The organism is Xanthobacter aminoxidans (genome assembly GCF_023571765.1).
In the GTDB taxonomy this organism is placed as follows: domain Bacteria; phylum Pseudomonadota; class Alphaproteobacteria; order Rhizobiales; family Xanthobacteraceae; genus Xanthobacter; species Xanthobacter aminoxidans.
In genome coordinates this window covers 64468-88399 of record NZ_JAMJXC010000019.1, presented here as the reverse complement: position 1 = coordinate 88399, position 23932 = coordinate 64468, and the positions used below count along the sequence as shown (strand labels likewise).

The 23932-nt window shown below is 68.7% G+C and carries 18 protein-coding genes; 9 read left to right on the top strand and 9 right to left on the bottom strand.

What is annotated here, in order from left to right; genetic code table 11:
• Positions 1–78: 78 nt before the first annotated feature.
• The 3 genes from EJ105_RS22620 to EJ105_RS22605 all read right to left on the bottom strand — a co-directional run bounded on the left by EJ105_RS22620 (position 79) and on the right by EJ105_RS22605 (position 4978).
• Positions 79–1443: a glutamate--tRNA ligase gene (locus EJ105_RS22620; protein ID WP_250168114.1), complete on the bottom strand. Its 1365-nt coding sequence runs from the start codon at positions 1441–1443 to the stop codon at positions 79–81.
• A 91-nt stretch (positions 1444–1534) separates the two neighbouring features.
• Positions 1535–3439 carry an SH3 domain-containing protein gene (locus EJ105_RS27885; RefSeq protein WP_284145595.1) on the bottom strand — a complete coding sequence of 635 codons (1905 nt, stop codon included), beginning with the start codon at positions 3437–3439 and terminating at the stop codon, positions 1535–1537.
• A gap of 114 nt (positions 3440–3553) precedes the next feature.
• Positions 3554–4978 carry a helix-turn-helix domain-containing protein gene (locus EJ105_RS22605; protein WP_250168113.1) on the bottom strand — a complete coding sequence of 475 codons (1425 nt, stop codon included), beginning with the start codon at positions 4976–4978 and terminating at the stop codon, positions 3554–3556.
• Between the two features lie 273 nt (positions 4979–5251).
• Between EJ105_RS22605 and EJ105_RS22600 the strand changes: the two genes are divergently transcribed.
• From EJ105_RS22600 to EJ105_RS22570, 7 genes are all read left to right on the top strand, one after another.
• Positions 5252–6784, top strand: coding sequence for an acyl-CoA carboxylase subunit beta (locus EJ105_RS22600; RefSeq protein ID WP_250168112.1), 1533 nt, complete (start codon positions 5252–5254; stop codon positions 6782–6784).
• A gap of 197 nt (positions 6785–6981) precedes the next feature.
• A complete protein-coding gene (locus EJ105_RS22595) occupies positions 6982–9009 on the top strand; it encodes an acetyl-CoA carboxylase biotin carboxylase subunit (RefSeq protein WP_250168111.1) in 2028 nt (675 codons plus the stop codon).
• A gap of 311 nt (positions 9010–9320) precedes the next feature.
• The gene (locus EJ105_RS22590) at positions 9321–10550 is read left to right on the top strand and encodes an SAM-dependent methyltransferase (RefSeq protein ID WP_250168110.1); all 1230 of its coding nucleotides are present in this window, start codon (positions 9321–9323) and stop codon (positions 10548–10550) included.
• Positions 10551–10775: 225 nt separating this feature from the next.
• Positions 10776–12617 (top strand): methylmalonyl-CoA mutase subunit beta, encoded by a 1842-nt coding sequence (locus EJ105_RS22585; protein ID WP_250168109.1) that lies wholly within the window; start codon positions 10776–10778, stop codon positions 12615–12617.
• A 36-nt stretch (positions 12618–12653) separates the two neighbouring features.
• Positions 12654–13037, top strand: coding sequence for a hypothetical protein (locus EJ105_RS22580; RefSeq protein WP_029558977.1), 384 nt, complete (start codon positions 12654–12656; stop codon positions 13035–13037).
• 15 nt (positions 13038–13052) lie between these two features.
• Complete coding sequence (gene scpA, locus EJ105_RS22575; RefSeq protein ID WP_250168108.1) at positions 13053–15209, top strand: methylmalonyl-CoA mutase; 2157 nt, start codon at positions 13053–13055, stop codon at positions 15207–15209.
• On the top strand, positions 15206–16099 hold the full coding sequence (locus EJ105_RS22570; RefSeq protein WP_250168107.1) for an MBL fold metallo-hydrolase: 894 nt from the start codon (positions 15206–15208) through the stop codon (positions 16097–16099). The genes scpA and EJ105_RS22570 overlap by 4 nt, the downstream gene beginning before the upstream one ends.
• Positions 16100–16109: 10 nt before the next feature.
• On the opposite strand, the gene EJ105_RS22565 is transcribed toward EJ105_RS22570, so the two are convergent.
• The 6 genes from EJ105_RS22565 to EJ105_RS22540 form a co-directional block, all read right to left on the bottom strand.
• Positions 16110–16682 carry a UbiX family flavin prenyltransferase gene (locus tag EJ105_RS22565; protein ID WP_250168106.1) on the bottom strand — a complete coding sequence of 191 codons (573 nt, stop codon included), beginning with the start codon at positions 16680–16682 and terminating at the stop codon, positions 16110–16112.
• A 4-nt stretch (positions 16683–16686) separates the two neighbouring features.
• Positions 16687–17505, bottom strand: coding sequence for an ABC transporter ATP-binding protein (locus EJ105_RS22560; protein WP_250168105.1), 819 nt, complete (start codon positions 17503–17505; stop codon positions 16687–16689).
• Positions 17496–18305 (bottom strand): ABC transporter permease, encoded by an 810-nt coding sequence (locus EJ105_RS22555; RefSeq protein WP_197023040.1) that lies wholly within the window; start codon positions 18303–18305, stop codon positions 17496–17498. Before EJ105_RS22555 ends, EJ105_RS22560 begins: the two co-directional genes overlap by 10 nt.
• An 8-nt stretch (positions 18306–18313) precedes the next feature.
• Positions 18314–19285 carry an ABC transporter substrate-binding protein gene (locus EJ105_RS22550; RefSeq protein ID WP_250168104.1) on the bottom strand — a complete coding sequence of 324 codons (972 nt, stop codon included), beginning with the start codon at positions 19283–19285 and terminating at the stop codon, positions 18314–18316.
• Positions 19286–19499: 214 nt separating this feature from the next.
• Positions 19500–21104, bottom strand: a complete 1605-nt coding sequence (locus EJ105_RS22545) for a UbiD family decarboxylase (RefSeq protein WP_250168103.1) — start codon at positions 21102–21104, stop codon at positions 19500–19502.
• A gap of 436 nt (positions 21105–21540) precedes the next feature.
• Entirely contained in the window at positions 21541–22044 is a 504-nt protein-coding gene (locus EJ105_RS22540; RefSeq protein WP_250168102.1) for a MarR family winged helix-turn-helix transcriptional regulator, read from the bottom strand.
• Between the two features lie 345 nt (positions 22045–22389).
• On the opposite strand from EJ105_RS22540, the gene EJ105_RS22535 reads away from it, so the two are divergent.
• A complete protein-coding gene (locus EJ105_RS22535) occupies positions 22390–23160 on the top strand; it encodes a GntR family transcriptional regulator (RefSeq protein ID WP_250168101.1) in 771 nt (256 codons plus the stop codon).
• Positions 23157–23903, top strand: coding sequence for an ABC transporter ATP-binding protein (locus EJ105_RS22530; RefSeq protein ID WP_029558987.1), 747 nt, complete (start codon positions 23157–23159; stop codon positions 23901–23903). Before EJ105_RS22535 ends, EJ105_RS22530 begins: the two co-directional genes overlap by 4 nt.
• Positions 23904–23932: the final 29 nt, after the last annotated feature.

Below are 23932 nucleotides of genomic sequence, written 5' to 3'. Positions count from 1 at the left end.
GCGGTGTCACTGGTCCGGGGAGCGTCATGCCCGGCACAAGCCCGGCCATGACGGCGGTTCTTTAGTCTCGGCGCTCCCTCACGCCACTTCCCCCCGCAGCCGACCCTCCGCCCGCGCCCGGCCCATCAGCGGCAACAAGGCCGCAAGTTCCGGCCCGGTCTCGCGGCCGGTCAGCGCAAGGCGCAGCGGGTGGAAAAGGCCCCGGCCCGAGCGGCCAGTGGCCGCCTTCACCGCCCCGGTCCACGCCTTCCATGTGGTGCCGTCCCACGGCTCGGCCGGCAACAGGCCGGCAGCGGCGGTGAGAAAGGCGCGATCCGCCTCCGCGATGACGCCCGCCTGCGGTGTGGCGACGATCTCCCACCAGCCCCGCGCATCCTCAAACCGGGAGAGGTTCGCGCGCACCGCCAGCCAGAACGCCTCCCCGCCGCCGCCCCCCGCCGCCTGAAGCCGCGCGGCTGCGGCGGCGAAGGGCATGAGGTGCAGGGTGCGGGCGGTCAGCGCGTCGAGATCCGCCGGATCAAAGCGGGCGGGCGCGCGGGAGATGGCGGCAAGGTCCAACATCGCCGCCAGCGCATCGAGGCTGTCCACCGGCTCCACCGCATGAGAGGTGCCCACCAGCACCGAGAGCGCGGCCACCGCCAGCGCCTCCTGCCCCGCCTCGCGCAACGCCCCCAAGGAGAGGTGGCCGAGCCGCTTGGAGAGGCCTTCGCCGGACGGAAGGGTCAGCAGATTGTGGTGGGCGAAGCCGGGCACCGGGCCGCCCAGCGCCTCGAAGATCTCGATCTGCACCGCCGTGTTGGTCACGTGGTCCTCGCCCCGGATCACCTGCGTGACGCCCAGCGCCAGATCGTCCACCACCGAGGGGAGCGTGTAGAGGAAGCTGCCGTCGGCGCGCACCAGAACGGGGTCCGAGAGGGTGCTGGTGTCCACCTGCTGCGGGCCGCGCACGCCGTCGTCCCACGCCACCACGCGATGGTCGAGCCGGAACCGCCAGTGCGGGCGGCGGCCCTCGGCCTCGAGCCGCGCGCGGTCTTCGGGCGAGAGCGCGAGGGCGGCGCGGTCATAGACCGGCGGCAGGCCGCGGGCACGCTGGAGGCCGCGCTTGAGGTCCAGCTCCTCCTCGGTCTCGTAGGCGGGATAGAGCCGGCCCATGGCCTTCAGCCGCTCCGCCGCCGCCGCATAGTCCGCGAGCCGGTCCGACTGGCGCACGGTGACATCCGGCGCAATGCCGAGCCAGGCGAGGTCGGCGGCGATGGCGTCCGCATATTCGGCCCGGGAGCGGGCGGCGTCCGTGTCGTCGAAGCGCAGGATGAAGGTGCCGCCGGCGCGGCGGGCGATCAGCGCATTGAGGAGCGCGGTGCGGGCATTGCCCACATGGATCAGGCCGGTGGGCGACGGGGCGAAGCGCAGCACGGGCGCGGGATTTCGCAGGGGAGCGGACATGAGGAGCCCATAACCCGCCTTGCGGCGCGCGTCGATGGGCGGGGCCCCGAAAGCGAAGAGCCCGGCCTTGCGGCCGGGCTCTCCTGTTCGTTCAGCGCGGTTGCGGGCAGTCCGGGCCCTGGCACCGGTTGCCGCCGCCCCCGCCCTGCTGCGGCTGCGGCCGCTGCTGCGGGGGTTGCGCCTGCTGCTGCGGCGGGCGCTGCTGTTGCTGCTGCTGGATCAGCTGCTGGCGCTGCTGCTGGTACTGCTGACGCTGCTGCTGCATCTCCTGCTGACGCTGCTGATTCATCTGCTGAATCTGCTGCTGCTGTTGCTGACGCTGCTGCTGCATCTGCTGCTGGCGCTGCTGGATCTGCTCCTGCTGGCGCTGCTGCATCTGCTGTTGCTGCTGCTGGCGTTGCTGGATCTGTTCCTGCTGACGCTGTTGCTGCTGCTGGCGCTGCTGAATCTGTTCCTGCTGACGCTGCTGCATCTGCTGCTGACGCTGCTGGATCTGCTCCTGCTGTTGCTGCTTCAACTGCTGTTGCTGCTGCTGGCGCTGCTGGTTCAGTTCCTGCTGTTGCTGGCGCAGCTGCTGCTGGCGCTCGGCCGGCGACGGCTGCCCCGGACGCGCACCCGGCTGGCCGGGCTGGCCGGGCTGCCCCGGCTGCACCTGCCCCGGAGGCACACCGGGCTGGCCCGGACGACCGCCGGGCTGACCGGGCTGGCCGGGCTGCACCTGTCCCGGAGGCACACCGGGCTGACCCGGGCGACCGCCGGGCTGACCAGGCTGGCCGGGCTGGACCTGTCCCGGAGGCACACCGGGCTGCCCCGGAGGCACACCGGGCTGCCCCGGACGACCACCGGGCTGCCCCGGACGACCACCGGGCTGACCGGGCTGGCCGGGCTGCACCTGCCCCGGAGGCACACCGGGCTGACCCGGACGACCGCCGGGCTGGCCGGGCTGGACCTGTCCCGGAGGCACACCGGGCTGACCCGGGCGACCGCCGGGCTGGCCGGGCTGCACCTGTCCCGGACCGCCGGGCTGGCCGGGAGCTCCCGGATTGCCAGGACCGCCCGGACCTCCGGGCTGACCGGCGCCGCCGGGATAGCCGGGACCACCCGGACCACCGGGGCCACCGGGATGACCGGGACCGCCAGGACCGCCAGGCTGACCGGGGCCGCCGGGATAGCCGGGACCACCCGGACCACCGGGGCCACCGGGATGACCGGGACCGCCAGGACCGCCGGGCTGACCGGGGCCGCCGGGATAGCCGGGACCACCCGGACCACCGGGGCCACCGGGATGACCGGGACCGCCAGGACCGCCGGGCTGACCGGGGCCGCCGGGATAGCCGGGACCACCCGGACCACCCGGACCACCCGGATAGCCGGGACCGCCCGGTCCACCGGGATAGCCGGGACGTCCGGGGGGATAGCCGGGGCTGCCGGGGTAGCCGGGCTGGCCCCAATTGGGCGGCGGGCGCGGGGCATCCGGCGGCGGCCTCATGCCGGGAGGCGGCACGTAGCCGGTGCGCCACCAGCCGGGCGGACGCGGGCCGGGAGGCGGCGGGCCCCAGCCGGGACGCGGCCGCGGGTTATAGACCTCCCAGCGGTAGCGATCCGCATACCAGGGCTGGTTCACATAGATGGGCCGGTTGACGTAATAGGTGTTCCAGTACTGCGAGGCGGCGAAGGCCACCACCGGCACGCCGATGGCGGCGACGCCCCAGTCGGGCAGCACGGCGGTGCGGCCCTGCTGCTCGTAGCCGATGTACTCGCTGTACACCCAGCCACGGAAATCCTGCCAGATCACGTCGCACCAGGACTCGTCCTGGAGGCAGCCTTCCACCTCGATGGGCGAGCCATCGGGGATGACGCCGAGGCTGGGGAATTCGGTATCCGGCCCCGTCCGGATGTTGACGTTTGCCGTGGAGAAGGCCGGCGCGGCCTGCGCCGAAACGATCCCCGCCATGGCCAACCCGGCTACCCAGCCGGTCAGCTTCAGCACCCTCATGGACCACTCCCATGCGACTCGCATTGAGCCGATGAGGATACTTTAAACCCGCCCTCATGGCGTTTCGTGTGCGCAGGCAAGGCGTTTCGCAAGCGCAGGCGCGGCCGAATTGCGTCAGGAGATGGTGAACGGGACGATATCGCGCACGTTCTCGTCGATGCGGATGTCGCGGTCGAGGGGCGGAAAGGCCCGGAGATCGCAGTCGCGGCGCGGGCAGATGCGGCAGGAGACGCCGAGCTTCGCCACCGGCGCGGCCTTCAGGTCCAGCCCGTCGGCGTAGACGATATCGTGGGCGAAAGAGACCTCGCAGCCGAGGCCGAAGGCGTAGGCCCGCGCGGGCTGTCCGTGGCGCAGCGCCGGGCTCGACACCGCGCGGGCGAGGCAGATGTAGCGGGCGCCGTCCGGCATCTCGCCCACCTGCACCAAAGTGCGGCCCGCCACCTCGAACGCCTCGTGCACGTTCCACGCCGCGCAAGCCCCGCCATGGCGGGCGAACTGGAAGCGCGTCGCCGAATGCCGCTTGGTGATGTTGCCGGCCCGGTCGACCTTGGCGAAATAGAAGGGCACGCCCTTCGCCCCCGGCCGCTGGAGGGTGGAGAGGCGGTGACACACCTGCTCCAGGCTCGCCCCGGTCTCCAGCGCCATGCGATCGAGATCGTGCCGCAGGCGGCGGGCAAGCTCGAGGAAGCGGCGATAAGGAAGTATCAACGCACCTGCGAAATAGTTCTGCAGCGCCAGCCGGCAGATCTCCCCCGCCGTCTGGCTGCGGAAGGCGCCGGAGGACACCGTGTGCTCCACCAGCGCCCCATGCTCCAGCTGGGCCATGGTGACGGCCATGCGGAAAGCCCGCGTCGCCGCCGGCAGGATGCCGGAGAGCACCAGCCGCCGCGCCCGCGGATCGTAGCGGGAGAGGGGCGCGTCGGGGTCGGCCGGGCCGATCTCCACCTGCACCTGATGGCGGCGGGCGAGATGGGCGGCGATGGCCGCGGCAGGGTCGCCCCCTTCCATGATGCCGAGTGACGTTGCGGCATTTTCTGCCGCGCGATCAAGGCCATCCACGTAATTGTCAATGTAATGGAAGAAGTCGCGGACCTCCTCATAGGGGATCAGCTTGGACTCGTCCGCGCCCGGCGTGACGCCAGCCGTGATCATATCGTCGAGGGACGCCCGCCACTCCGCCGTGCGACGCAGCGCGACATGCATCCGCAGGAAGGCGTGGGCGAAGGCGGGCGAAAGGTTCGCCACCGCCTTCATGTCCTGAAGGCCGAGGTCGAGATCCTTGAACAGGGGGTCAGCCGCCGTCTCGCGCAGGTCGGCGACCAGCCGGTCGAGGTCTTCCGCGCCGAAGGAGGTGATGTCCACCGCGAAGGTGCGCGAGATGGCGATCAGCACCGAGGCGGTGAGCGGGCGCTGGTTGCTCTCGATCTGGTTGATGTAGGAGGGCGAGACGGCGAGGCGCTGGGCCAGCTCGCCCTGCTTCAGCCCCAGCTTCTCGCGCAGCCGGCGCACCGCGTGGCCGGCAAACACCTTCTGGCGCATGTCCCCTCCCGCACCTCTCAGCGGTAGTCGGCCGCGACTGACCTAACGTCCTGTACCGCCAGAGCTTCGAGTTCCGGAATGTGAATGATTTACAATTCGCAATGTCAATTTTTCACATATTCCAATGCATCGCAACTCCTGTTAGCCGAGTTGCGACGCACTTGCGGGAAACGCCTGCGGGCCTTGCGGGAAAGCCGGCGCGAAAGCTCTGGCGAGCGCGCGGGAACCCGCTAATCTCAAATTTACCTCTGGCCTCATTGAAAGGCGCTCGGCATGAAGGACATCCTTGAGGAGCTCGAGAGCCGGCGGGGTGTCGCCCGCCTCGGCGGTGGCATCAAGCGCATCGAGGCGCAGCATGCCCGCGGCAAGCTCACCGCCCGCGAGCGCATCAGCCTGCTGCTCGATCGCGGCACGTTCGAGGAATACGACACCTTCGTGCAGCACCGCTGCGTCGACTTCGGCATGGAGGACCAGAAGGTCCCCGGCGACGGCGTCGTCACCGGCTGGGGCACCGTCAACGGCCGCAAGGTCTTCATCTTCGCCAAGGACTTCACGGTGTTCGGCGGCTCCCTCTCCGAGGAGCATGCGCGCAAGATCACCAAGATCCAGGACATGGCGCTGAAGACCCGCGCCCCCATCATCGGCCTGTTCGATGCCGGCGGCGCCCGCATCCAGGAAGGCGTGGCGGCGCTCGGCGGCTACGGCGAGGTCTTCAAGCGCAATGTGATTTCCTCGGGCGTCATCCCGCAGATCTCGCTCATCATGGGCCCCTGCGCCGGCGGCGACGTCTACTCCCCCGCCATGACCGATTTCATCTTCATGGTGCGCGACACCTCCTACATGTTCGTCACGGGCCCCGACGTGGTGAAGACGGTGACCAACGAGACCGTCACCGCCGAGGAGCTGGGCGGCGCCAAGGTGCATACCTCCAAGTCTTCGGTGGCCGACGGCTCGTTCGAGAACGACGTGGAGATGCTGCTGGAGACCCGGCGCCTCATCGACTTCCTGCCCGCCAACAACATCGACGGCGTGCCCGAGTGGCCCTCCTTCGACGATCCGGGCCGCACCGACGCCAGCCTCGACACTCTGGTGCCGGACAATCCGAACAAGCCCTACGACATGAAGGAGCTGATCCTGAAGGTCGTGGACGAGGGCGACTTCTTCGAGATCCAGGCGGCCTACGCCAAGAACATCCTCACCGGCTTCGGCCGCATCGAAGGGCGCACGGTGGGCTTCGTCGCCAACCAGCCCATGGTGCTCGCCGGCGTGCTCGACTCGGACGCCTCCCGCAAGGCGGCCCGCTTCGTGCGCTTCTGCGACGCCTTCGAGATCCCCATCGTCACCTTCGTGGACGTGCCCGGCTTCCTGCCCGGCACCGCGCAGGAGTATGGCGGCCTCATCAAGCACGGCGCCAAGCTGCTGTTCGCCTATTCGCAGGCGACCGTGCCGCTCGTCACCGTCATCACCCGCAAGGCCTTCGGCGGCGCTTATGACGTGATGGCCTCCAAGCATGTGGGCGCCGACGTGAACTATGCCTGGCCCACCGCCCAGATCGCGGTGATGGGCGCCAAGGGCGCGGTGGAGATCATCTTCCGCCAGGACATGGGCGACCCGGAGAAGATCGCCGCGCAGACCAAGAATTACGAAGAGCGCTTCCTCTCGCCCTTCGTCGCCGCCGAGCGGGGCTTCATCGACGAGGTCATCACGCCCCGCTCCACCCGCCGCCGCCTCGCCCGCGCGCTCGCCATGCTCCGCACCAAGAAGCTGGAGCAGCCCCCGCGCAAGCACGACAACATGCCGGTGTGAGGCCGGGATTTCGGTGATCTCCCTCTCCCCTTGCGGGAGAGGGCCGGGGTGAGGGGTATCGCGCCGCTGCGCGAGGCGCCGGGCAGCCCCCTCACCCGCCTCCGCTGCGCTCCGGCACCCTCTCCCGCAAGGGGAGAGGGGAAACCCGGAGAGGACCGCAAAGAATTCAGCGCCGCTGGCGCAAAGGAACGAACGCCATGTTCTCGAAGATCCTGATCGCGAACCGGGGTGAGATCGCCTGCCGCGTCATCAAGACGGCGCGCAAGATGGGCATCAAGACCGTCGCCGTCTATTCCGACGCCGACAAGGACGCCCTCCATGTGGAGATGGCGGACGAGGCGGTGCATATCGGCCCGCCGCAGGCCGCCCAGTCCTATCTCATCGCCGAGAAGATCGTGGAGGCCTGCAAGAAGACCGGGGCCGAGGCGGTGCATCCCGGCTACGGCTTCCTCTCCGAGCGCGCCTCCTTCCCCAAGCTCCTCGCCGAGCACGGCATCGTCTTCATCGGCCCGAACCCCCATGCCATCGAGGCCATGGGCGACAAGATCGAGTCCAAGAAGGCGGCCGCCGCGGCCAGGGTCTCCACCGTGCCCGGCTATCTCGGCGAGATCGCGACTGGCGAGGAAGCGGCCAAGATCGCCGACGAGATCGGCTATCCCGTGATGATCAAGGCCTCCGCCGGCGGCGGCGGCAAGGGCATGCGCATCGCCTATTCCCGCGACGAGGTGCAGGACGGCTTCGACCGCGCCCGCTCGGAGGCGAAATCCTCCTTCGGCGACGACCGCGTGTTCGTGGAGAAGTTCATCGTCGATCCGCGCCACATCGAGATCCAGGTGCTGGGCGACAAGCACGGCAACGTCATCTATCTCGGCGAACGCGAGTGCTCCATCCAGCGCCGCAACCAGAAGGTGGTCGAGGAAGCCCCCTCCCCGCTGCTCGATGAAGCCACCCGCAAGAAGATGGGCGAGCAGGCCGTCGCCCTCGCCAAGGCGGTGGGCTACGACAGCGCCGGCACGGTGGAGTTCGTTGCCGGTCAGGACAAGAGCTTCTTCTTCCTGGAGATGAACACCCGCCTGCAGGTGGAGCACCCGGTCACGGAGCTGATCACCGGCATCGACCTGGTGGAGCAGATGATCCGCGTCGCCGCCGGCGAGCCGCTGACCATCACCCAGGACGACGTGAAGCTCACCGGCTGGGCGGTGGAAAGCCGCATCTATGCGGAAGACCCCTACCGCAACTTCCTGCCCTCCACCGGCCGCCTCGTGCGCTACCGGCCCCCGGCGGAAGGCAAGGATGGCCCCATCACCGTGCGCAACGACACGGGCGTCTATGAGGGCGGGGAAATCTCCATCTTCTACGATCCGATGATCGCGAAGCTCGTCACCCACGCCCCCACCCGCGCCATCGCCATCGAGGCGCAGGCGGACGCGCTGGATGCCTTCGCCATCGACGGCATCGGCCACAACATCCCGTTCCTCTCGGCGCTGATGTCCCATCCGCGCTGGCAGTCGGGCAACCTTTCCACCGGCTTCATCGCCGAGGAATATCCCGAGGGCTTCGTCGCCCGCGCCCCGGAAGGCGAGCTGACGCACACGCTTTCGGCCGTGGCGGCGGTGATCGACCACATCCAGAACACCCGCAAGCGCCAGATCTCCGGCCAGACCTCCGGCGTGACGTGGCGCTTCGCCAAGCGCCGCATCGTCAACCTCTCGGCCGGCGAGGCGACGATCTCCACCCCGTGCGAGGTCGAGGCGGTGGACGGCGGCTTCAAGGTGCAGATCTTCGAGGCGGACGGCACCCCCGGCCACATCCACCTGCTGCGCTCCACCTGGAAGCCCGGCGACGTGGTGTGGACCGGCACCATCGATGCCGATCAGGTGGCGGTGCAGGTGCGCCCCATCCCCAATGGCTACGTGCTCGCCCATCGCGGCATCTCCACCAAGGCGCAGGTCTACACCGAGCTGTCCGCCTCGCTGGCGGCGCTGATGCCGAAGAAGGAGAATGCGGGCGGCGGCAAGGAGCTGCTCTGCCCCATGCCCGGCCTCGTGGTCTCCGTCGCCGTGGTGCCCGGCCAGGAGGTGAAGAACGGCGAGATCCTCGCCATCGTCGAGGCCATGAAGATGGAGAACGTGCTGCGCGCCGAGCGCGACGGGATGATCAAGGCCGTCCACGCCAAGGCGGGCGACAGCCTCGCGGTGGATGCGGTGATCCTGGAATTCGCGTGATGCTTCCGGCAGACCTCTCCCTGCGGGCGTCCAACGGACGCCCGTTCCCCGGCCAAGCGACGGCACAGCCGGAGCGCGGAGCCGGGGTCCAGGAGAGGAGTCTGCGCAGCAGCCCGTTTCCCGCATCGGCGGGAGAAGAGCCGCCTCCGGCGTACCTTTGCGCTGGGCCCCGGCTCTCCTTCCGCTTGCGCTCCAGTCAGCCGGGGCACGAGGGTGGCCTCGCGCCCCGTCATGTGAAAATGTCCGGCACACCCGCCCCCTCCCCGTCCCTCCCGCTTGCGCGGGACCGGGCGCCTGCCGGAGCCTTTTGAATGCGCCTCCTCTCCCACCTCCTCAGCCGCTTCGTGGAAAAAGGCCAGCTCACGGTCATCACGGCCGATGGCAAGCGCCACGTGTTCGGCTCGGGCAAGGACGGCCCGTCCGTCACGGTGCGGATGCACGACAAGAAGCTGGAGCGCGACCTGTTCTTCAATCCGGAGCTGGTGGCGGCGGAGGCCTATATGGACGGCCGCCTCTCCTTCGAGGATGGGGCCGGCGCGTTCGAGCTGCTCAACCTGTTCTCGGTGAACCGCAAGGGCCTCGGCTCCCACCCCGTGCAGCAGGCGCTGCGCAAGGCGTGGCGCTCGGTGCGCCGGTTCCAGCAGGCGAACCCGGTCTCCAAGGCGAAGGAGAACGTCTCCTCCCATTACGACCACCCGGCCGATTTCTACCGGCTGTGGCTGGACGAGACGATGGCGTATTCCTGCGCCTACTTCACCCATCCCGACGAGCCGCTGGCCGATGCCCAGCGCAACAAGTTCCGCCATATCGCGGCCAAGCTGAACATCTCCCCCGGCATGCGGGTGGCGGAGATCGGCTCCGGCTGGGGCGGGCTCGCCATCTACATGGCGAAGGAATGCGGCGCGCAGGTCACCGCCATCAACGTCTCGCCCGAGCAGCTGGCCGAGAGCCGGCGCCTCGCGCAGGCGGCCGGCGTGATCGACCGCATCGACTTCCGCGAGGTGGATTACCGCAACCTCACCGGCAAGTATGACCGCGTGGTCTCCATCGGCATGATGGAGCATGTGGGCGTCGCCCATTTCGACGAATATTTCACCACCATCCGCAACCTGCTGGACGCCGGTGGCTTCGCGCTGATCCACGCCATCGGCCGCATGTCGCCCCCCGGCACGACCGCGCCCTTCATCCGCAAATACATCTTCCCCGGCGGCTATGTGCCGGCGCTGTCCGAGGTGTTCGCCTCCACCGAGCGCACGCATCTTTGGGTGGACGACTGCGAGGTGCTGCGGCTGCACTATTACTGGACCATCCGCGCCTGGCGGAGGAACTTCATGGCCCGCCGCGCGGAAGCCGACGCCATGATGGGCGAGCGCTTCGGCCGCATGTGGGAATTCTACCTCGCCGCCGTGGAGCTGGGCTTTCTGCACGGCTCCAACATGGTGTTCCAGCTCCTCCTCTCCGAGAAGCGCGACGACGTGCCGGTGATCCGCGACTACATCGTGGACGCCGAGCGCGCGCTCGCCGCGCGGGAGCGGCGGTGATGGGGGCGATTGCACTCTCGCGCCCCGGACAAGCGACACCGCAGGTGGAGCGCCGATCCGGGGCCCAGCGCAACAAGCCGCCGCAGGCGCGGCACACTCCAGCGGTGCCGGGCATTGTCCGCTGCGCGGAAGTCTCGCGCTGGATCCCGGCTCTCCTTCCGCTCCGCTTTGCTCCGCTCCAGTCGGCCGGGATGCGACCGACCCCTTCCCTTCCGAGGTCCTGACATGACCGACGCCACCGCCCTCCCCTTCGCAACCGACATCGCCCCCGTCACCCGCGCGGACTGGCTGAAGCTGGTGGAAGGCGTGCTGAAGGGCGCGCCCTACGACAAGCGCCTCGTGACGCGCACCTATGAGGGCCTCGCGCTGGACGCCCTGCCCGAGCGCAAGGCCGATGCGCCCATCGTCGCCGGGCGGCCGGCCGGCGCGCCGTGGGTCATCTCCATGCGGGTGGACCAGACCGACGCGGCCGAGGCCAATGCGCAGGCGCTGGAAGACCTCGATGGCGGCGCCTCGGGCCTGTCCCTCGTTTTCTCCGCGTCCCCCTCCGCCCACGGCTTCGGCCTGCCGGAGGGCACGGACCTCGCCGTCGTGCTGAAGGACGTGCTGCTCGACCTCATCGACGTGCGCATCGAGAGCGGCGCCTTCCAGGGCCGCGAGGATGCGCTCGCCTTCGCCGATCTCGTGGAGGCGCGCGGCTTCAAGCCGGAGGGCGTCTCCGTCTCCTTCGGCCTCGACCCCTTAAGCGATTTCGCCGCCCACGGCACCCTGCCCATGGCGTGGCCGCTGCTGGCCAAGCGCTTCGCTGAGACCTCGGCCATCCTCGGCGCGCGCGGCTTCGCCGGCCCCTTCGCCCGAGCGGACGGCGGCGTCTATCATGCGGCCGGCGCCTCGGATGCGCAGGAGCTGGCGGCGGTGCTGGCCACCATGGTCGCCTACCTCAAGGCCTACGCCGAAGCGGGCATCGCGCTGGAGGAGGCCGCCGGCCGCATCGAGGCCGCCCTCGTCGCGGACGTGAACCAGACGGCCACCATCGCCAAGTTCCGCGCGCTCCGCCTGCTCTGGGCCGCCGTGCTGCGCGAATGCGGCCTGCCGGAGAAGCCGCTGAAGCTGCACGGCACCACCGCATGGCGCTCCCTCACCCGCCGCGATCCTTACGTGAACCTGCTGCGCAACACGGTCGCCGCCTTCGCCGCCGGCGTCGGCGGGGCGGACAGCGTGACGGTGCTGCCCTTCACCCAGGCGCTGGGCCTTCCGGATGCCTTCGCCCGCCGCCTCGCCCGCAACACGCAGGTGATGCTGCTGGAGGAGAGCAACGTCCACCGCGTCGCCGATCCCGCCGCCGGCGCCGGCACCATGGAGGCGCACACGGACGGCCTCGCCGCCAAGGCGTGGGACCTGTTCCGCACCATCGAGAAGCGCGGCGGCATGGCCGACGTGCTGGAGGACCGCTGGTTCAAGGCCGAGATCGCCGAGGTGAAGGCCAAGCGCGACGCCGACGTCGCCACCCGCAAGGCCCCCATCACCGGCACCTCGGAATTCCCCATTCTGGTGCAGGAGGTGCCGGAGGTGCTGGCGCCGCTGCCGCCCGCCACCCCTGTGGCGGACGGCGCGCTTGCCCCCACCCGCATCGCCGAGGCCTTCGAGGCCCTGCGCGACACCGCCGAGGCCGCGCCCAAGGCCCCCGTGGTGTTCCTCGCCGCGCTCGGCCCGGTGGCCGCCTTCACCGCCCGCGCCACCTTCGCCAAGAACTTCTTCGAGGCCGGCGGCATTGCCGCCCCGGTGCCGGACGGCTTCGCCGACCGCGACGCGCTGGTCGCCGCCTTCAAGGCGTCGGGCACGCCCTTTGCCTGTCTCGTCTCCTCCGATGAGGTCTACGGCGCCGAGGGCGTGGCGGCGGCCGAGGCGCTGAAGGCGGCCGGCGCCACCGCCGTCTGGCTCGCCGGCAAGCCCGCAGCCGAGCTTCAGGCGACGCTTGCTCCCGCGGGCGTCACCGACTTCATCTTCGCCGGCTGCGACGCGCTGGAAACGCTGACTCGCGCACAGGTTGCGGCCGGCCTAGAATGACTCCACTGGCATTCATCCCCTCAGGGCAGGGACGCAATGACACTGGCCTTGAATCTCAGGTTCGATCTGGCCCGGCTCACCGATGCGGAGCTGGCGCAAAGGTGCGACGCCATCTGGGCCGATGTGGATCAGATGCAGGACGACCGCGGAACGATCCGCACCTCGCCGCGCTGGCGCGGGCCGGTGCGTCACCCGCGCGCCTATCTGTTCTGGGCCATGGTGCGCGGCAGCAGCGCGGAGGAGCTGGAGATCCTGCTCTCCGCCTTCGCCGCCAACACCTCGCTTGCAGATGTGGTGTCGCGCCTGCCGCGCATCCGGCTGCATCTGGCGCTGTGCGAGATGCAGGACATTCTGGACGAGATGAAATCCCGGACCCGGTCGCCGCTCAGGCCTGCGCCGTCGCGACCCGAGTCCATTTGAGCTAGGATGGATGCCATGAGCCGGATCCCCAATTTCGCCGAGATCGACTGGCGTGCCGCCGCCCCCGCCGTCCCGTCCGCCGCTGCCGAGGCGTGGACGACGCCCGAGGGTATTCCGGTGAAGCCGCTCTACGGCCCGGCGGACATCGAGGGGCTCGGCTACATCGACACCTACCCCGGCATCGCGCCCTTCCTGCGCGGGCCGTATGCGCCCATGTACGCCACCCAGCCCTGGACCATCCGCCAGTATGCGGGCTTCTCCACGGCGGAGGATTCCAACGCCTTCTACCGGCGCAACCTCGCCGCCGGCCAGAAGGGCCTGTCGGTGGCCTTCGACCTCGCCACCCATCGTGGCTATGACTCGGACCACCCCCGCGTCGCCGGCGACGTGGGCATGGCGGGCGTCGCCATCGACTCGATCTACGACATGCGCACCCTGTTCTCCGGCATCCCGCTGGACCAGATGAGCGTGTCCATGACCATGAACGGCGCGGTGCTGCCGATCCTCGCGCTCTATGTGGTGGCGGCGGAAGAACAGGGGGTGGCGGCCTCCAAGCTTTCGGGCACCATCCAGAACGACATTCTCAAAGAATTCATGGTGCGGAACACCTATATCTATCCGCCCGCACCCTCCATGCGCATCATCTCCGACATCTTCGCCTTCACCTCGAAGGAGATGCCGCGCTTCAACTCCATCTCCATTTCCGGCTACCACATGCAGGAAGCCGGCGCGACGCAGGATCTGGAGCTGGCCTACACGCTGGCGGACGGCGTGGAATACGGCCGCGCCGGTGCCGCCGCGGGCCTGCCCATCGACGTGTTCGCGCCGCGCCTCTCCTTCTTCTGGGCCATCGGCATGAACTTCTACATGGAGGTGGCCAAGCTGCGCGCCGCTCGCCTCCTGTGGACGCGGCTGATGACCGACCTCGGGGCCAACAACCCCAAGTCCCTGCCGCTCCGCACCCATTCCCAGACCTCCGGCTGGTCGCTCACCGCGCAGGACGTGTTCAACAATGTGATGCGTACGGCCATCGAGGCCATGGCGGCCACCCAGGGCCAGACCCAGTCGCTGCACACCAATGCGCTCGACGAGGCGCTGGCGCTGCCCACGGACTTCAGCGCCCGCATCGCCCGCAACACCCAGATCCTGCTCCAGCAGGAGAGCGGCACCACCCGGCAGATCGATCTGTGGGGCGGCTCCTATTTCGTGGAGAAGCTCACGGCGGACCTCGCCGCCAAGGCGTGGGCGCACATCCAGGAAGTGGAAGCGCTCGGCGGCATGGCCAAGGCCATCGAGGCCGGCATCCCGAAGCTGCGCATCGAGGAGGCCGCCGCCACCACCCAGGCCCGCATCGACGGCGGGGCGCAGACGGTGGTGGGCGTCAACAAGTTCAAGCCGCTCAAAGACCGCCTCATCGACGTGCTGAAGGTGGAGAACGCCACCGTGCGCGCCGCGCAGATCGACAAGCTCAACCGCCTCAAGGCCGAGCGGAACCCGGCTGAGGTGGCCTCCAAGCTCGAAGCCCTCACCAACGGCGCCGCCGGCAACGGCAATCTCCTCGCGCTGGCGATCGAGGCGGCGCGCGCCAAGGCCACCGTGGGCGAGATTTCCGACGCGTTGGAGAAAGTGTTCGGCCGCCACCGCGCCGAAATCCGCGCCATCTCCGGCGTCTACAAGCGCGAGGCTTCCGCCATGACGGACAAGGTGGGCAAGGTGCAGAAGCTGGTGGAAGCCTTCGAGACTGCCGAAGGCCGCCGCCCGCGCATCCTCGTCGCCAAGGTGGGCCAGGACGGCCACGACCGCGGCCAGAAGGTGATCGCCTCCGCCTTCGCCGACCTCGGCTTCGACGTGGACATCGGCCCCCTCTTCGCCACCCCCGAGGAAGCCGCCCGGCAGGCGGTGGAGAACGACGTGCACGTCGTCGGCATCTCCTCGCTGGCCGCCGGCCACCTCACCCTCGTGCCGGCGCTGAAGGCGGCGCTGGAGGCGGAAGGGCGCGGCGACATCATGGTGGTGGTGGGCGGCGTCGTGCCCCCGCAGGATTATGAGGCGCTGAAGGCCTTCGGCGCCGAAGCCATCTTCCCGCCCGGCACCGTCATCGCCGACGCGGCGAAGGAGCTGCTGCACACGCTCTCCCACCGGCTCGGGCACACTCTCGAAGCGGCGGAGTGAACGAGACTGACGCCATCGCGTCGGGCTCCACCCTCAGGGTGCTGGAGCCCGCGCCCGGCGTGCTCGCCTTCTATGACGGGCGCATCCCCGGCGTGCGGTTGCATGGGTCGCAGGAGAACTGGCTGGATGATGGAGCCTTCGCCCTCGGCATCGCCTCCTATGCGGTGCTCGATAGCGACGACGCCCTCGTCTACGACACCCACATCACCCTCGCCCACGCCCACCTCATCCGCGCGACGCTGGAGGAGCGGGGCGCGCGGCGCATCCGCGTGGTGCTGAGCCACTGGCACGACGACCATGTGGCCGGCAACGAAGTGTTCGCCGATTGCGAGATCATCGCCAATGGCGAGACCGACGCGCTGCTGCGCGCCAACCGCACCCGGCTGGAGGCGGCGGACCCGCCCATCAATCCGCTCATCCTGCCCAACCTTCTGTTCGAGGACCGGCTGTCGCTGATGGTCGGCAGCCTGCCCGTCGAGCTGGTCCATGTGGACATCCACAGCCGCGACGGCACCGTCGCGCTGCTGCCCGGCGGCATCCTCCTCGCCGGCGACACGCTGGAAGACCCCGTCACCTATGTGGACGAGCCCGACCGCCTCGCCGCGCACCTGATTGGCCTTGAGCGCCTCGCGGCGCTGGGCGCCACCCGCATCCTGCCCTGCCACGGCGACCCGGACGTGATCGCCGCCGGCGGCTACGGGCCTGCGCTCATCGACGCGACGCGGCTCTATGTGGAGAAGCTGCTGCGGGTGAAGGCCGAGCCGGCGCTGGCGGGGCTCGACCTGCGCACGTTCGCGGCGGAGGCCTTTGCCACGGGCGCGATCTCATACTTCGAGCCTTATGAGGCGGTGCACCGGCGAAATGTGGAGGCGGTGGCGGCGCTCGGCTAAGCGCCCCCGCTCAATCCACGCCCTTCCCGTTCCAGCGCTTCGTCGTCGGCAAATCGAGGCCGAACAGATCGAGGGCGCGGGCGATGGTCTGGTCCACGATGTCGAGGATGGAGGTCGGCCGGTGGTAGAAGGCCGGCACGGGGGGCATGAGGATGGCGCCGTTGCGGGTGGCCTGCGCCATCAGCTCCACATGGCCGGCGTGGAGCGGGGTTTCCCGCAGCAGCAGCACCACACGGCGCCGCTCCTTCAGGCACACGTCGGCGGCCCGCACCACCAGCTCGTCATTGTAGCAATGGGCGATGCCGCTCAGCGTCTTGATGGAGCAGGGCGCGACCAGCATCCCCTCCGTCACGAAAGAGCCGGAGGAGACAGAGGCCCCGATGTCCTTCGGATTGTGGACGTGGTGGGCGAGGGCCCGCACCGCATCCGGCGTGAAGTCGGTTTCGGCGATGATGGTGCGCGCCCCGGAGGCGGAGAGCACGAGATGGGTCTCGACCCCGCCCCGCTCCCGCAGCAGCTGGAGCGCGCGAATGCCGTAGATGGCGCCCGACGCGCCGGTGATGGCCACCACGAGACGTTTCATGTCATCAATCCGGCAGCGCCAGATCCGACCAGATCGCCTCGGTCAGTTCCGTGAAGGCCGGGTCGCTGCGCATGGCGCGCATGTGCCGGGGCCGGGGCAGGTGGACCTTGTATTCGGCAAGGATGCGGGCCGGGCGCGCGCTGAACACCACCACGCGATCGGCCAGCGCCACCGCCTCCTCGATGTCGTGGGTGACGAAGATGATGGAGCGGCGCTCCGCCTCCCACACCCTCAAGAGTTCGAGGCCCATGGCGATCTTGGTCTGGTAGTCGAGCGCGCCAAAGGGTTCGTCCATCAGCATGAGGGAGGGGCGATAGGCCAGGAGGCGCCCCAGCGACACGCGCTGGCGCATGCCGCCCGAAAGCTGCTTCGGCCACGCATTCTCGAAGCCGTCGAGGCGCAGCAGCTTGATGAGCCTCGCCACCTGCGCCGCCTGCTCGCCGGAGGGCGTGCCGCCCAGCTCGGCGCCGACGCGGATGTTCTCGGCCACCGTCCGCCACGGCAGCAGCGCGTCCTTCTGGAACATGAAGCCCACCTTGGGCGGCGGCGACGTGACCGCCACCCCATCCACCTCGACCCGCCCGCCGGAGGGCTTCAGCAGCCCGCTGATGGCGCGCAGGATGGTGGACTTGCCCGAGCCCGACGGCCCCACCACGGCGACGAATTCACCCTCCGCCACATCCAGCGAGATGCCCGAGACCACCTCCAGCGGCGGCAGGTCCGGCCGGGGGAAGGAGATGGAGAGGTCTTTCAGCGCGGCGCGGGGCCGGGGCGTTTCGGCGGTCAGCGCCATATCGGTCAGCGCCAAGTCATTCAGCGCCATGTGATCATCCTCCGCTCGACGAAGCCGACAAGCTGGTTGGCCAGCATGGCCAGCACCATCAGCACGATGAGGCCGGTGAACACGCCGGTTGTGTCGAGCTGGCCACCCCGGCTTTCCACGTACCAGCCGAGGCCGCGATTGGCGCCGATCAGCTCGCCCACCACCGCGCCGATGAGGGCGAGGCCGATGCCGATGCGGAACGAGGCGAGGATCCACGGCGTCACCGCCGGCAGCAGCACCCGGCGCACCAGATAGAAGCGCCCGGCGCGCATGGAGCGCATGAGGTCCAGATGGTCGGGATCGATGGTGCGGATGCCCTCCATGACGTTCATCAGGAAGATGAACACCACCATGGTGAAGGCCATCATGATCTTGGAAAACAGGCCGATGCCGAACCACAGGATGAAAAGGGGCGCCAGCGCCACGCGCGGCAGGCCGTAGAGCCCCATGATGACCGGATCGAGGGTGCGGGCGACTTCCGGCGCGCGGGCCAGCACGATGCCGAGCGGGATGCCGATCACCGCCGCGAGCACGAGCCCGGCGCCCGCCTCCTGCAGCGTGGTGCTGGTGTGCAGCCACAATTCGCCGTTAAGGGCGAGCTCCCACAGCCGCGCCGCGATCAGGCTCGGCCGGCTGCTCCAGAACGGGTTGAAGAGGGTGTGGGAGGCGAGCTCCCACAGGCCGAGCAGGACGGCGATGAGGCCGATCTGCCGCAGCCCCGTCGCGCCGATCCCGAAGGAGAAGCTCCGCCGTCCCGGCCGGGCGAAGGCCGGCCCGCGCGTGGTGATGCTGTCGCTCATGCGGCGCCTCATTTGGGCAGATAGGAGAGGGCCACGATGTCGGCGTAGGGCATCGGCTTCAGCTTCGGCTCGGCGATCGTCATCATGGCCATGAGAAAGTTGAAGCTCTCCGGCGACATGACGCCGTCCTTGGAGAGATAGCCGGCGGCCAGGTCATCGGCGAGCTGGGCGACCATGGCGTCGTCCTTCATCTCGGGGAACAGGGACTTGATGGCGGGATAGAGCACCGTCTTGTCCTGTTGGATGAGGCGCAGCGCCTTCACCACCGCCCGCGCCACCTTGCGCGCGTCTTCGGGGTGGGCCTTCAGCCAAGTATCGGTGGCGATGAGATCCTGCGCCGGATAGGGCAGCTTGCGGAAATCCTCGATGATCCGGTAGGCGCCCTTCTCGGCCATGACGATCTGGATGTCCGGCGTCGAGAACATGCCGCCGGCGATGGCGCCGGCCTGCAGCGCCGCCTTCTGCGCGCCCGCCCGGCCCACCGAGAGCAGCACGAAGTCCTTGTCCGGGTCGAGGCCCGCCTTGCGGATGGCATAGCGCACCGTGGTGTCGGTGAGGCTGCCGGCCGTGGTGATGCCGATCTTCTCGCCCTTGAGGTCGGCGATGCTCCTGGCGGTGGAATCCGCCTTGCCGATCAGCGCGTAGCTGTGCTGCTCGGCCAGCGCCACCAGCACCTTTCCGCCGAGCCCGCGATCCTGGAGATGGACCGCATGGTCGGCGGCGCAGATGCACAGATCGATGCTGCCGGAGGCGAGGGCCTGCGCCACCGGCCCGCCGCCCTTGAAGTCGAGGCGCTCATATTTGAGGCCCTCTTCGGCGAAGAAGCCCTTCTGGTCCGCCACGAGGACCGGCAGGCCGCCGGCCGAGAGCTGGGCGACGCCGATCTTGAGCAGCGTCTCGGCGGAGGCGGCCATGGACGACAGGCCGGCCAGCGGCAGAAGCGCCGCTGCGAAAAGAAGAGACTGGAACCTGCGACGCATGTGTTCACCCTCTGGAAGAGTGGAAGAATGCTTCACCAACCTCAAACGCTCTCCCCGCTTCTCTTTTCCGGGCGATGTTTTTTCTTCGGGCCGGACGTTCTTCGGACCGGACGTTCTTCGGGCCAGACTTGCCGGAAAGCTGGTCTTTTCCGATTTGAAAACGATGGGCGTGATGTCCCCGCAGCCACCACGCCCATCGTCTCGGCCGCCCGGCTCACGCGCCCGGCGGCTTGGCGGCAAAGCGCGAGCCGCGCAGGCACATGGCGCCCTTCGCGTCCTGCCACAGGCGTTCGGTGGCGTGCAGATGGCCGAGGGCGCGGGCGATGACGGCGAAGTTGTAGTCGCTGAACGCTTCCGCGATATCCGTGTAATAGCGCGGTGCCTCGCCGATCATCTGCGCGATCTTCTCGGCCAGATCGGCGACATCTTCCTCGCCCGCCACCGCACCGGGCTCATCCGCCTTGCCGGACACGTAATCGCCGATCTTGGCCGTATCGGCATAGGCATAGGCGATGCGCTCGTAGCGCTCCTTCGGGATGCCCTCGGAGATGGTGGCATCGATGCCGACCTTGGCGGTGGTGGGCACCACGCCGGGCGGCGTCGGCGGCAGGCTCGGGTCCAGCGGCTTTCCGCGCGCGCCGGTGACGATCATGATGTCCTTGTCACCCTGCACGCGGGTGGCGATGGCCCATTCCACGTCCATGGGATTGAAGACGTCGATGTCGTCGTCCACCACCACCACATGCTTCAGGTCCATCACCGAAAGGGCGGCGAGCAAGGCGTTCTTGCCCTCCCCCGGCTGCTTCTTGATGGAGATGACGGCGTGCCAGAAGGCGCAGCCGCCGAGGGTGACGTTGATGTCCTTCACCTGCACGCCGGCCGTCTTCAGCGCCTGCCGGATGAGGGCGTAGCGGGTGGGCGCGGCGAGCCAGGTGTTCTCCCACGGCATGTGGAGCGCGTAATAGACCGCATCCTTGCGCATGGAGACCGACTTGATGCGCACGATGGGGTTCCAGTGCAGCCCGCCCATGAGCCGGGTGAACTCGCCGAAGCGGCCTTCCGGATAGATCCAGCCATGGGGCAGGATCTCCGCCTCCAGCACGATCTCGGCGTCGGCGATGTAGGGCACGTCGATGGTGCGGCAGGGGGCAAGGTCCACCGGGCCGCCGCGCAGGCCACCGGAAATGGCCATCTCGTCCACGCCGAGGGGCGCGCGGAAGCCCGAGCCCATGATCTCGTAGGGGTGGGTGCCGATGGAGATGGAGATGGGGCACGGCCGGCCCGCCTCATACGCCCGCTGCGCGAACAGGCGCATGTTGTTGGGCGTGACGATGTCGATGCCGGTGAGGTTCTTTTCCTTGACGATGAAGCGATAGATGCCCGCGTTGAGCCCGAATTCCGGATCACGCGCAATCACCACGCCAGCGGTGATCATCGGGCCGCCGTCATAGATGGAGCTCATGGGGATGGGCAGCTTGTAGAGATCGACCGCATCGCCCTCCATCACCACTTCCTGCGTGGGCGAGGTGTTGACGATGTTGGGGTTCACCGGCCGGTCGATGGCCGCCCTCAGCTTCATCTCGATTTCGGGATAGGCGGTGCAGCCGAGCGACATGATCGCCCGCTTCTGCGAGCGGATGATGCCGGAGACGACGGGCACGTCGTAGCCGATGACGTTATGGAAGAACAACGCCTTGTCGGACTGGTCCACGAGCGTCGCGATGTGGCGGATGTCGATCGGCTGATGCAAGTCGATCAATTCGCCCTGATCGCGAAGCCGGCCCAGGAACTCGCGAAACGTCTCGGTATCGTGCCTCATCTGTCACGCTCCACGTGCGCCACGTGCCGTGGCCACGCCACTGAACAGGCACGGCATGACGCCGCGCCCCTCCCGATTTGATGGACTTTTTCACGCCGCCGTCGCAAACATCGGCCACACGCCCGCCGGACGCCGCGACAGAAATGCCAAGCTTATTTGCAGTTGTTCAGGGCACTCGCAGCCAATTCGAGCTGCTGAACTCTAACCATACGGCAGTTATCGCATCACTCATGATACGGAACCCCTCGGAAACGCCGCCCATGGCGAGCCGTTCACCTTCCGATGCCGAATGGGCTCGAGAGGTGCTGTGCTCTACACCATCAACACACTGTCACGTTGGGGCGGACACGCCGGAGCCCAGCGACCACGGAAGACATAATACATAGCTTGGTATGTAAGTCTACAGAATGGTCATGCGCCAATTTTAGGCAGAGCCCTAGTCGCGCTGCTGGATATCGGCCTCCAGCCGCTCCGTGAGATCGATCAGCATGTCCCGCAGAGCCTTCTGCGCCGCCGGATCGAGCCCTTCCAGCGCCACGCTGTTGACTTCGGCGGCGTTGCGGACGGCATCGCGGGCGAGCAGCACGCCCGCCTCGGTGAGATGGATGGTGGCGAGCCGGCCATCCTCGGCACTCTGGCGGCGGGTGATGAGGCCGTCGCGCTCCATGCGCTTCAGGGTGTTGGCCATGGTGGCCTGCTCGATGCGCACCACCTCGCACAAATCGCGCTGGCTCATGCCGTCCTGGGCGAGCAGTTCCACGGCGATGGGATACTGGCCGGGGAGGATTCCATCCGGCCCGTTGCGGACCTTCAGGGACTGGGCAAGCAGCCGCGCCAGCAGGCTGATGAGATAGCCGAGCGTCATCCGGTGCAGCGGGGCGACCTCGAAGCTCTCCGGCGCCGCCATCTCCTGCGCCTGATGCTTGCCCTTGGCCGCCATCACCACCCCTCCGCTCGCCTGCAGACCCGCCCGGGCGGGCGTCGAACGCCGCGCACCATCTTCCGCAACCCTCCGGGCCGCGAACCCCTTTCGGTTTTAGAGGGAGAGACGCCAAGTTTCCAAGGCCCCACGCTCACGCCCCCTCCGGAGCCAACCGCCGGGGCCGGGACTGGCCCTTTCTTGGGCAGCGCCCTGTGAGCCTCCCACCAAAACCGCCCGCTTTTGCGACAGATGCGCACTATTACATTGATTTACATCGATAAATTTTTTCATAGCGTGCTATCTATTTAGCCTTCTCCCCAGTCCGGTCGTTCTGTAGGCTTCTCACCAGTCAGCCGAGAGGTGATGAGCGTGACCGAGGAGCGCGACAGCGACCGGGGATCGGATGCGGGGCATGTCCTCGAAATTCCGAGCGCGACCCTGAAGGGCCGGCAGGCCTACGACCTGCTCCGGCGCGAGATCGTCTCCTGCCGCATCCTGCCGGGCACCCGCTTCACCGAGGCGGAGCTGATGGAGCGGCTGGAAATCGGCAAGGCCAGCTGCCGCATCGCCCTCCAGCGGCTCATCCAGGATGGCTTCGTCGCCTCCATGCCGCGCCACGGCTATCGCGTCACGCCCATCACCGTGAAGGATGTGGAAGAGGTCTTCGCGCTCCGGCTGGTGCTGGAACCGCTGGCCGCGCGCGGCGCCGCCGGGCGGGTCAACCGGGCCCATCTGGAGCGGCTCGAAGAGGCCTGCCGGGTAAAGCTGACGACCGATGTGGGCAACCAGATCGACTTCTTTCTCGAAGCCAACCGCAGCTTCCACATGGCCATCGCCGAGGCCGCCGGCAACCAGCGCCTGTGCCGCTCGCTCTCCGGCCTCCTCGACGAGATGACCCGCCTCGTGGCGCTCGGCTTCGGCGTGCAGGGCGTGCGCCCCAACATCGCCAACGATCACGTCCTGCTCATCGAATATCTCTCCGCTGGCGATGCGGCGGCCGCCGCCGAGGTGGCGCGGCGCCATGTGGAGACGTTCCGCGAGATGACCATGGAAAAGGTCATCGCCTCGCTCAGGGATTCCGCCGCGGTGGTGCCCGTCGCCCCGCTCTCCAGCCTGAGCGGGAGGGAGCGGTGAGCGTCGTCCAGCTGGAAAGCGTCGGCAAGAGCTTCATGCGCCGCGACGGCGAGCAGCTCGAAGTGCTGCGCAACATCGATCTCGACGTGCCGGAGCGCTCCATCGTCGCCCTCGTCGGCGCCTCGGGCTGCGGCAAGAGCACTCTGCTCAACATCGTCGCCGGCCTCATCCCGCCGGATCAGGGCACGGTGTTCCTGAACGGCCAGAAATCCAGCGCCTTCAAGGATTGGCGCACCATGACCTACATGTTCCAGGAGGACCGTCTGTTCCCCTGGCGCACCACGGCCCAGAACGTCGCCCTCGGCCTCGAGGCCGCCGGCATGCCGCGCAAGGAGCGGCGCGATCGGGTCATGCAGGTGCTGGAGCTGGTGGGGCTGGAGAAGTTCGCCGACTCCTTCCCCCACGAGCTGTCCGGCGGCATGCGCTCGCGCGCCGCGCTGGGCCGCAGCCTCGTCACCGAGCCGTCGATCCTGCTCATGGACGAGCCCTTCTCCAAGCTCGATCCCTCCATCCGCACGCAGATGCACGACGAGGTGCTGCGCATCGCCGGCCTGAGGCAGATGTCGGTGCTGTTCGTCACCCACGATGTGGAGGAGGCGGTGGTCCTCGCCAACAAGATCGTGGTGCTGATGCCGCGCCCCGGACGGGTGAAGGAAACCCGCGAGATCGCCCTGCCCTACCCCCGCAATCCGCTCTCGCCCGAGGTCGCCGAAGAGGTGCGCCTGCTGCGCCTCAGCCTGTGAATACGTTCCCTGCCGCGTTCCGCCGCGTC

Bases quoted from the DNA above. Each gene is read 5' to 3' on its own strand.
- EJ105_RS22620 (WP_250168114.1), bottom strand. From the start codon at position 1,443: ATGTCCGCTCCCCTGCGAAATCCCGCGCCCGTGCTGCGCTTCGCCCCG.
- EJ105_RS27885 (WP_284145595.1), bottom strand. From the start codon at position 3,439: ATGAGGGTGCTGAAGCTGACCGGCTGGGTAGCCGGGTTGGCCATGGCG.
- EJ105_RS22605 (WP_250168113.1), bottom strand. From the start codon at position 4,978: ATGCGCCAGAAGGTGTTTGCCGGCCACGCGGTGCGCCGGCTGCGCGAG.
- EJ105_RS22600 (WP_250168112.1), top strand. From the start codon at position 5,252: ATGAAGGACATCCTTGAGGAGCTCGAGAGCCGGCGGGGTGTCGCCCGC.
- EJ105_RS22595 (WP_250168111.1), top strand. From the start codon at position 6,982: ATGTTCTCGAAGATCCTGATCGCGAACCGGGGTGAGATCGCCTGCCGC.
- EJ105_RS22590 (WP_250168110.1), top strand. From the start codon at position 9,321: ATGCGCCTCCTCTCCCACCTCCTCAGCCGCTTCGTGGAAAAAGGCCAG.
- EJ105_RS22585 (WP_250168109.1), top strand. From the start codon at position 10,776: ATGACCGACGCCACCGCCCTCCCCTTCGCAACCGACATCGCCCCCGTC.
- EJ105_RS22580 (WP_029558977.1), top strand. From the start codon at position 12,654: ATGACACTGGCCTTGAATCTCAGGTTCGATCTGGCCCGGCTCACCGAT.
- scpA (WP_250168108.1), top strand. From the start codon at position 13,053: ATGAGCCGGATCCCCAATTTCGCCGAGATCGACTGGCGTGCCGCCGCC.
- EJ105_RS22565 (WP_250168106.1), bottom strand. From the start codon at position 16,682: ATGAAACGTCTCGTGGTGGCCATCACCGGCGCGTCGGGCGCCATCTAC.
- EJ105_RS22560 (WP_250168105.1), bottom strand. From the start codon at position 17,505: ATGGCGCTGAATGACTTGGCGCTGACCGATATGGCGCTGACCGCCGAA.
- EJ105_RS22555 (WP_197023040.1), bottom strand. From the start codon at position 18,305: ATGAGCGACAGCATCACCACGCGCGGGCCGGCCTTCGCCCGGCCGGGA.
- EJ105_RS22550 (WP_250168104.1), bottom strand. From the start codon at position 19,285: ATGCGTCGCAGGTTCCAGTCTCTTCTTTTCGCAGCGGCGCTTCTGCCG.
- EJ105_RS22545 (WP_250168103.1), bottom strand. From the start codon at position 21,104: ATGAGGCACGATACCGAGACGTTTCGCGAGTTCCTGGGCCGGCTTCGC.
- EJ105_RS22540 (WP_250168102.1), bottom strand. From the start codon at position 22,044: ATGGCGGCCAAGGGCAAGCATCAGGCGCAGGAGATGGCGGCGCCGGAG.
- EJ105_RS22535 (WP_250168101.1), top strand. From the start codon at position 22,390: ATGAGCGTGACCGAGGAGCGCGACAGCGACCGGGGATCGGATGCGGGG.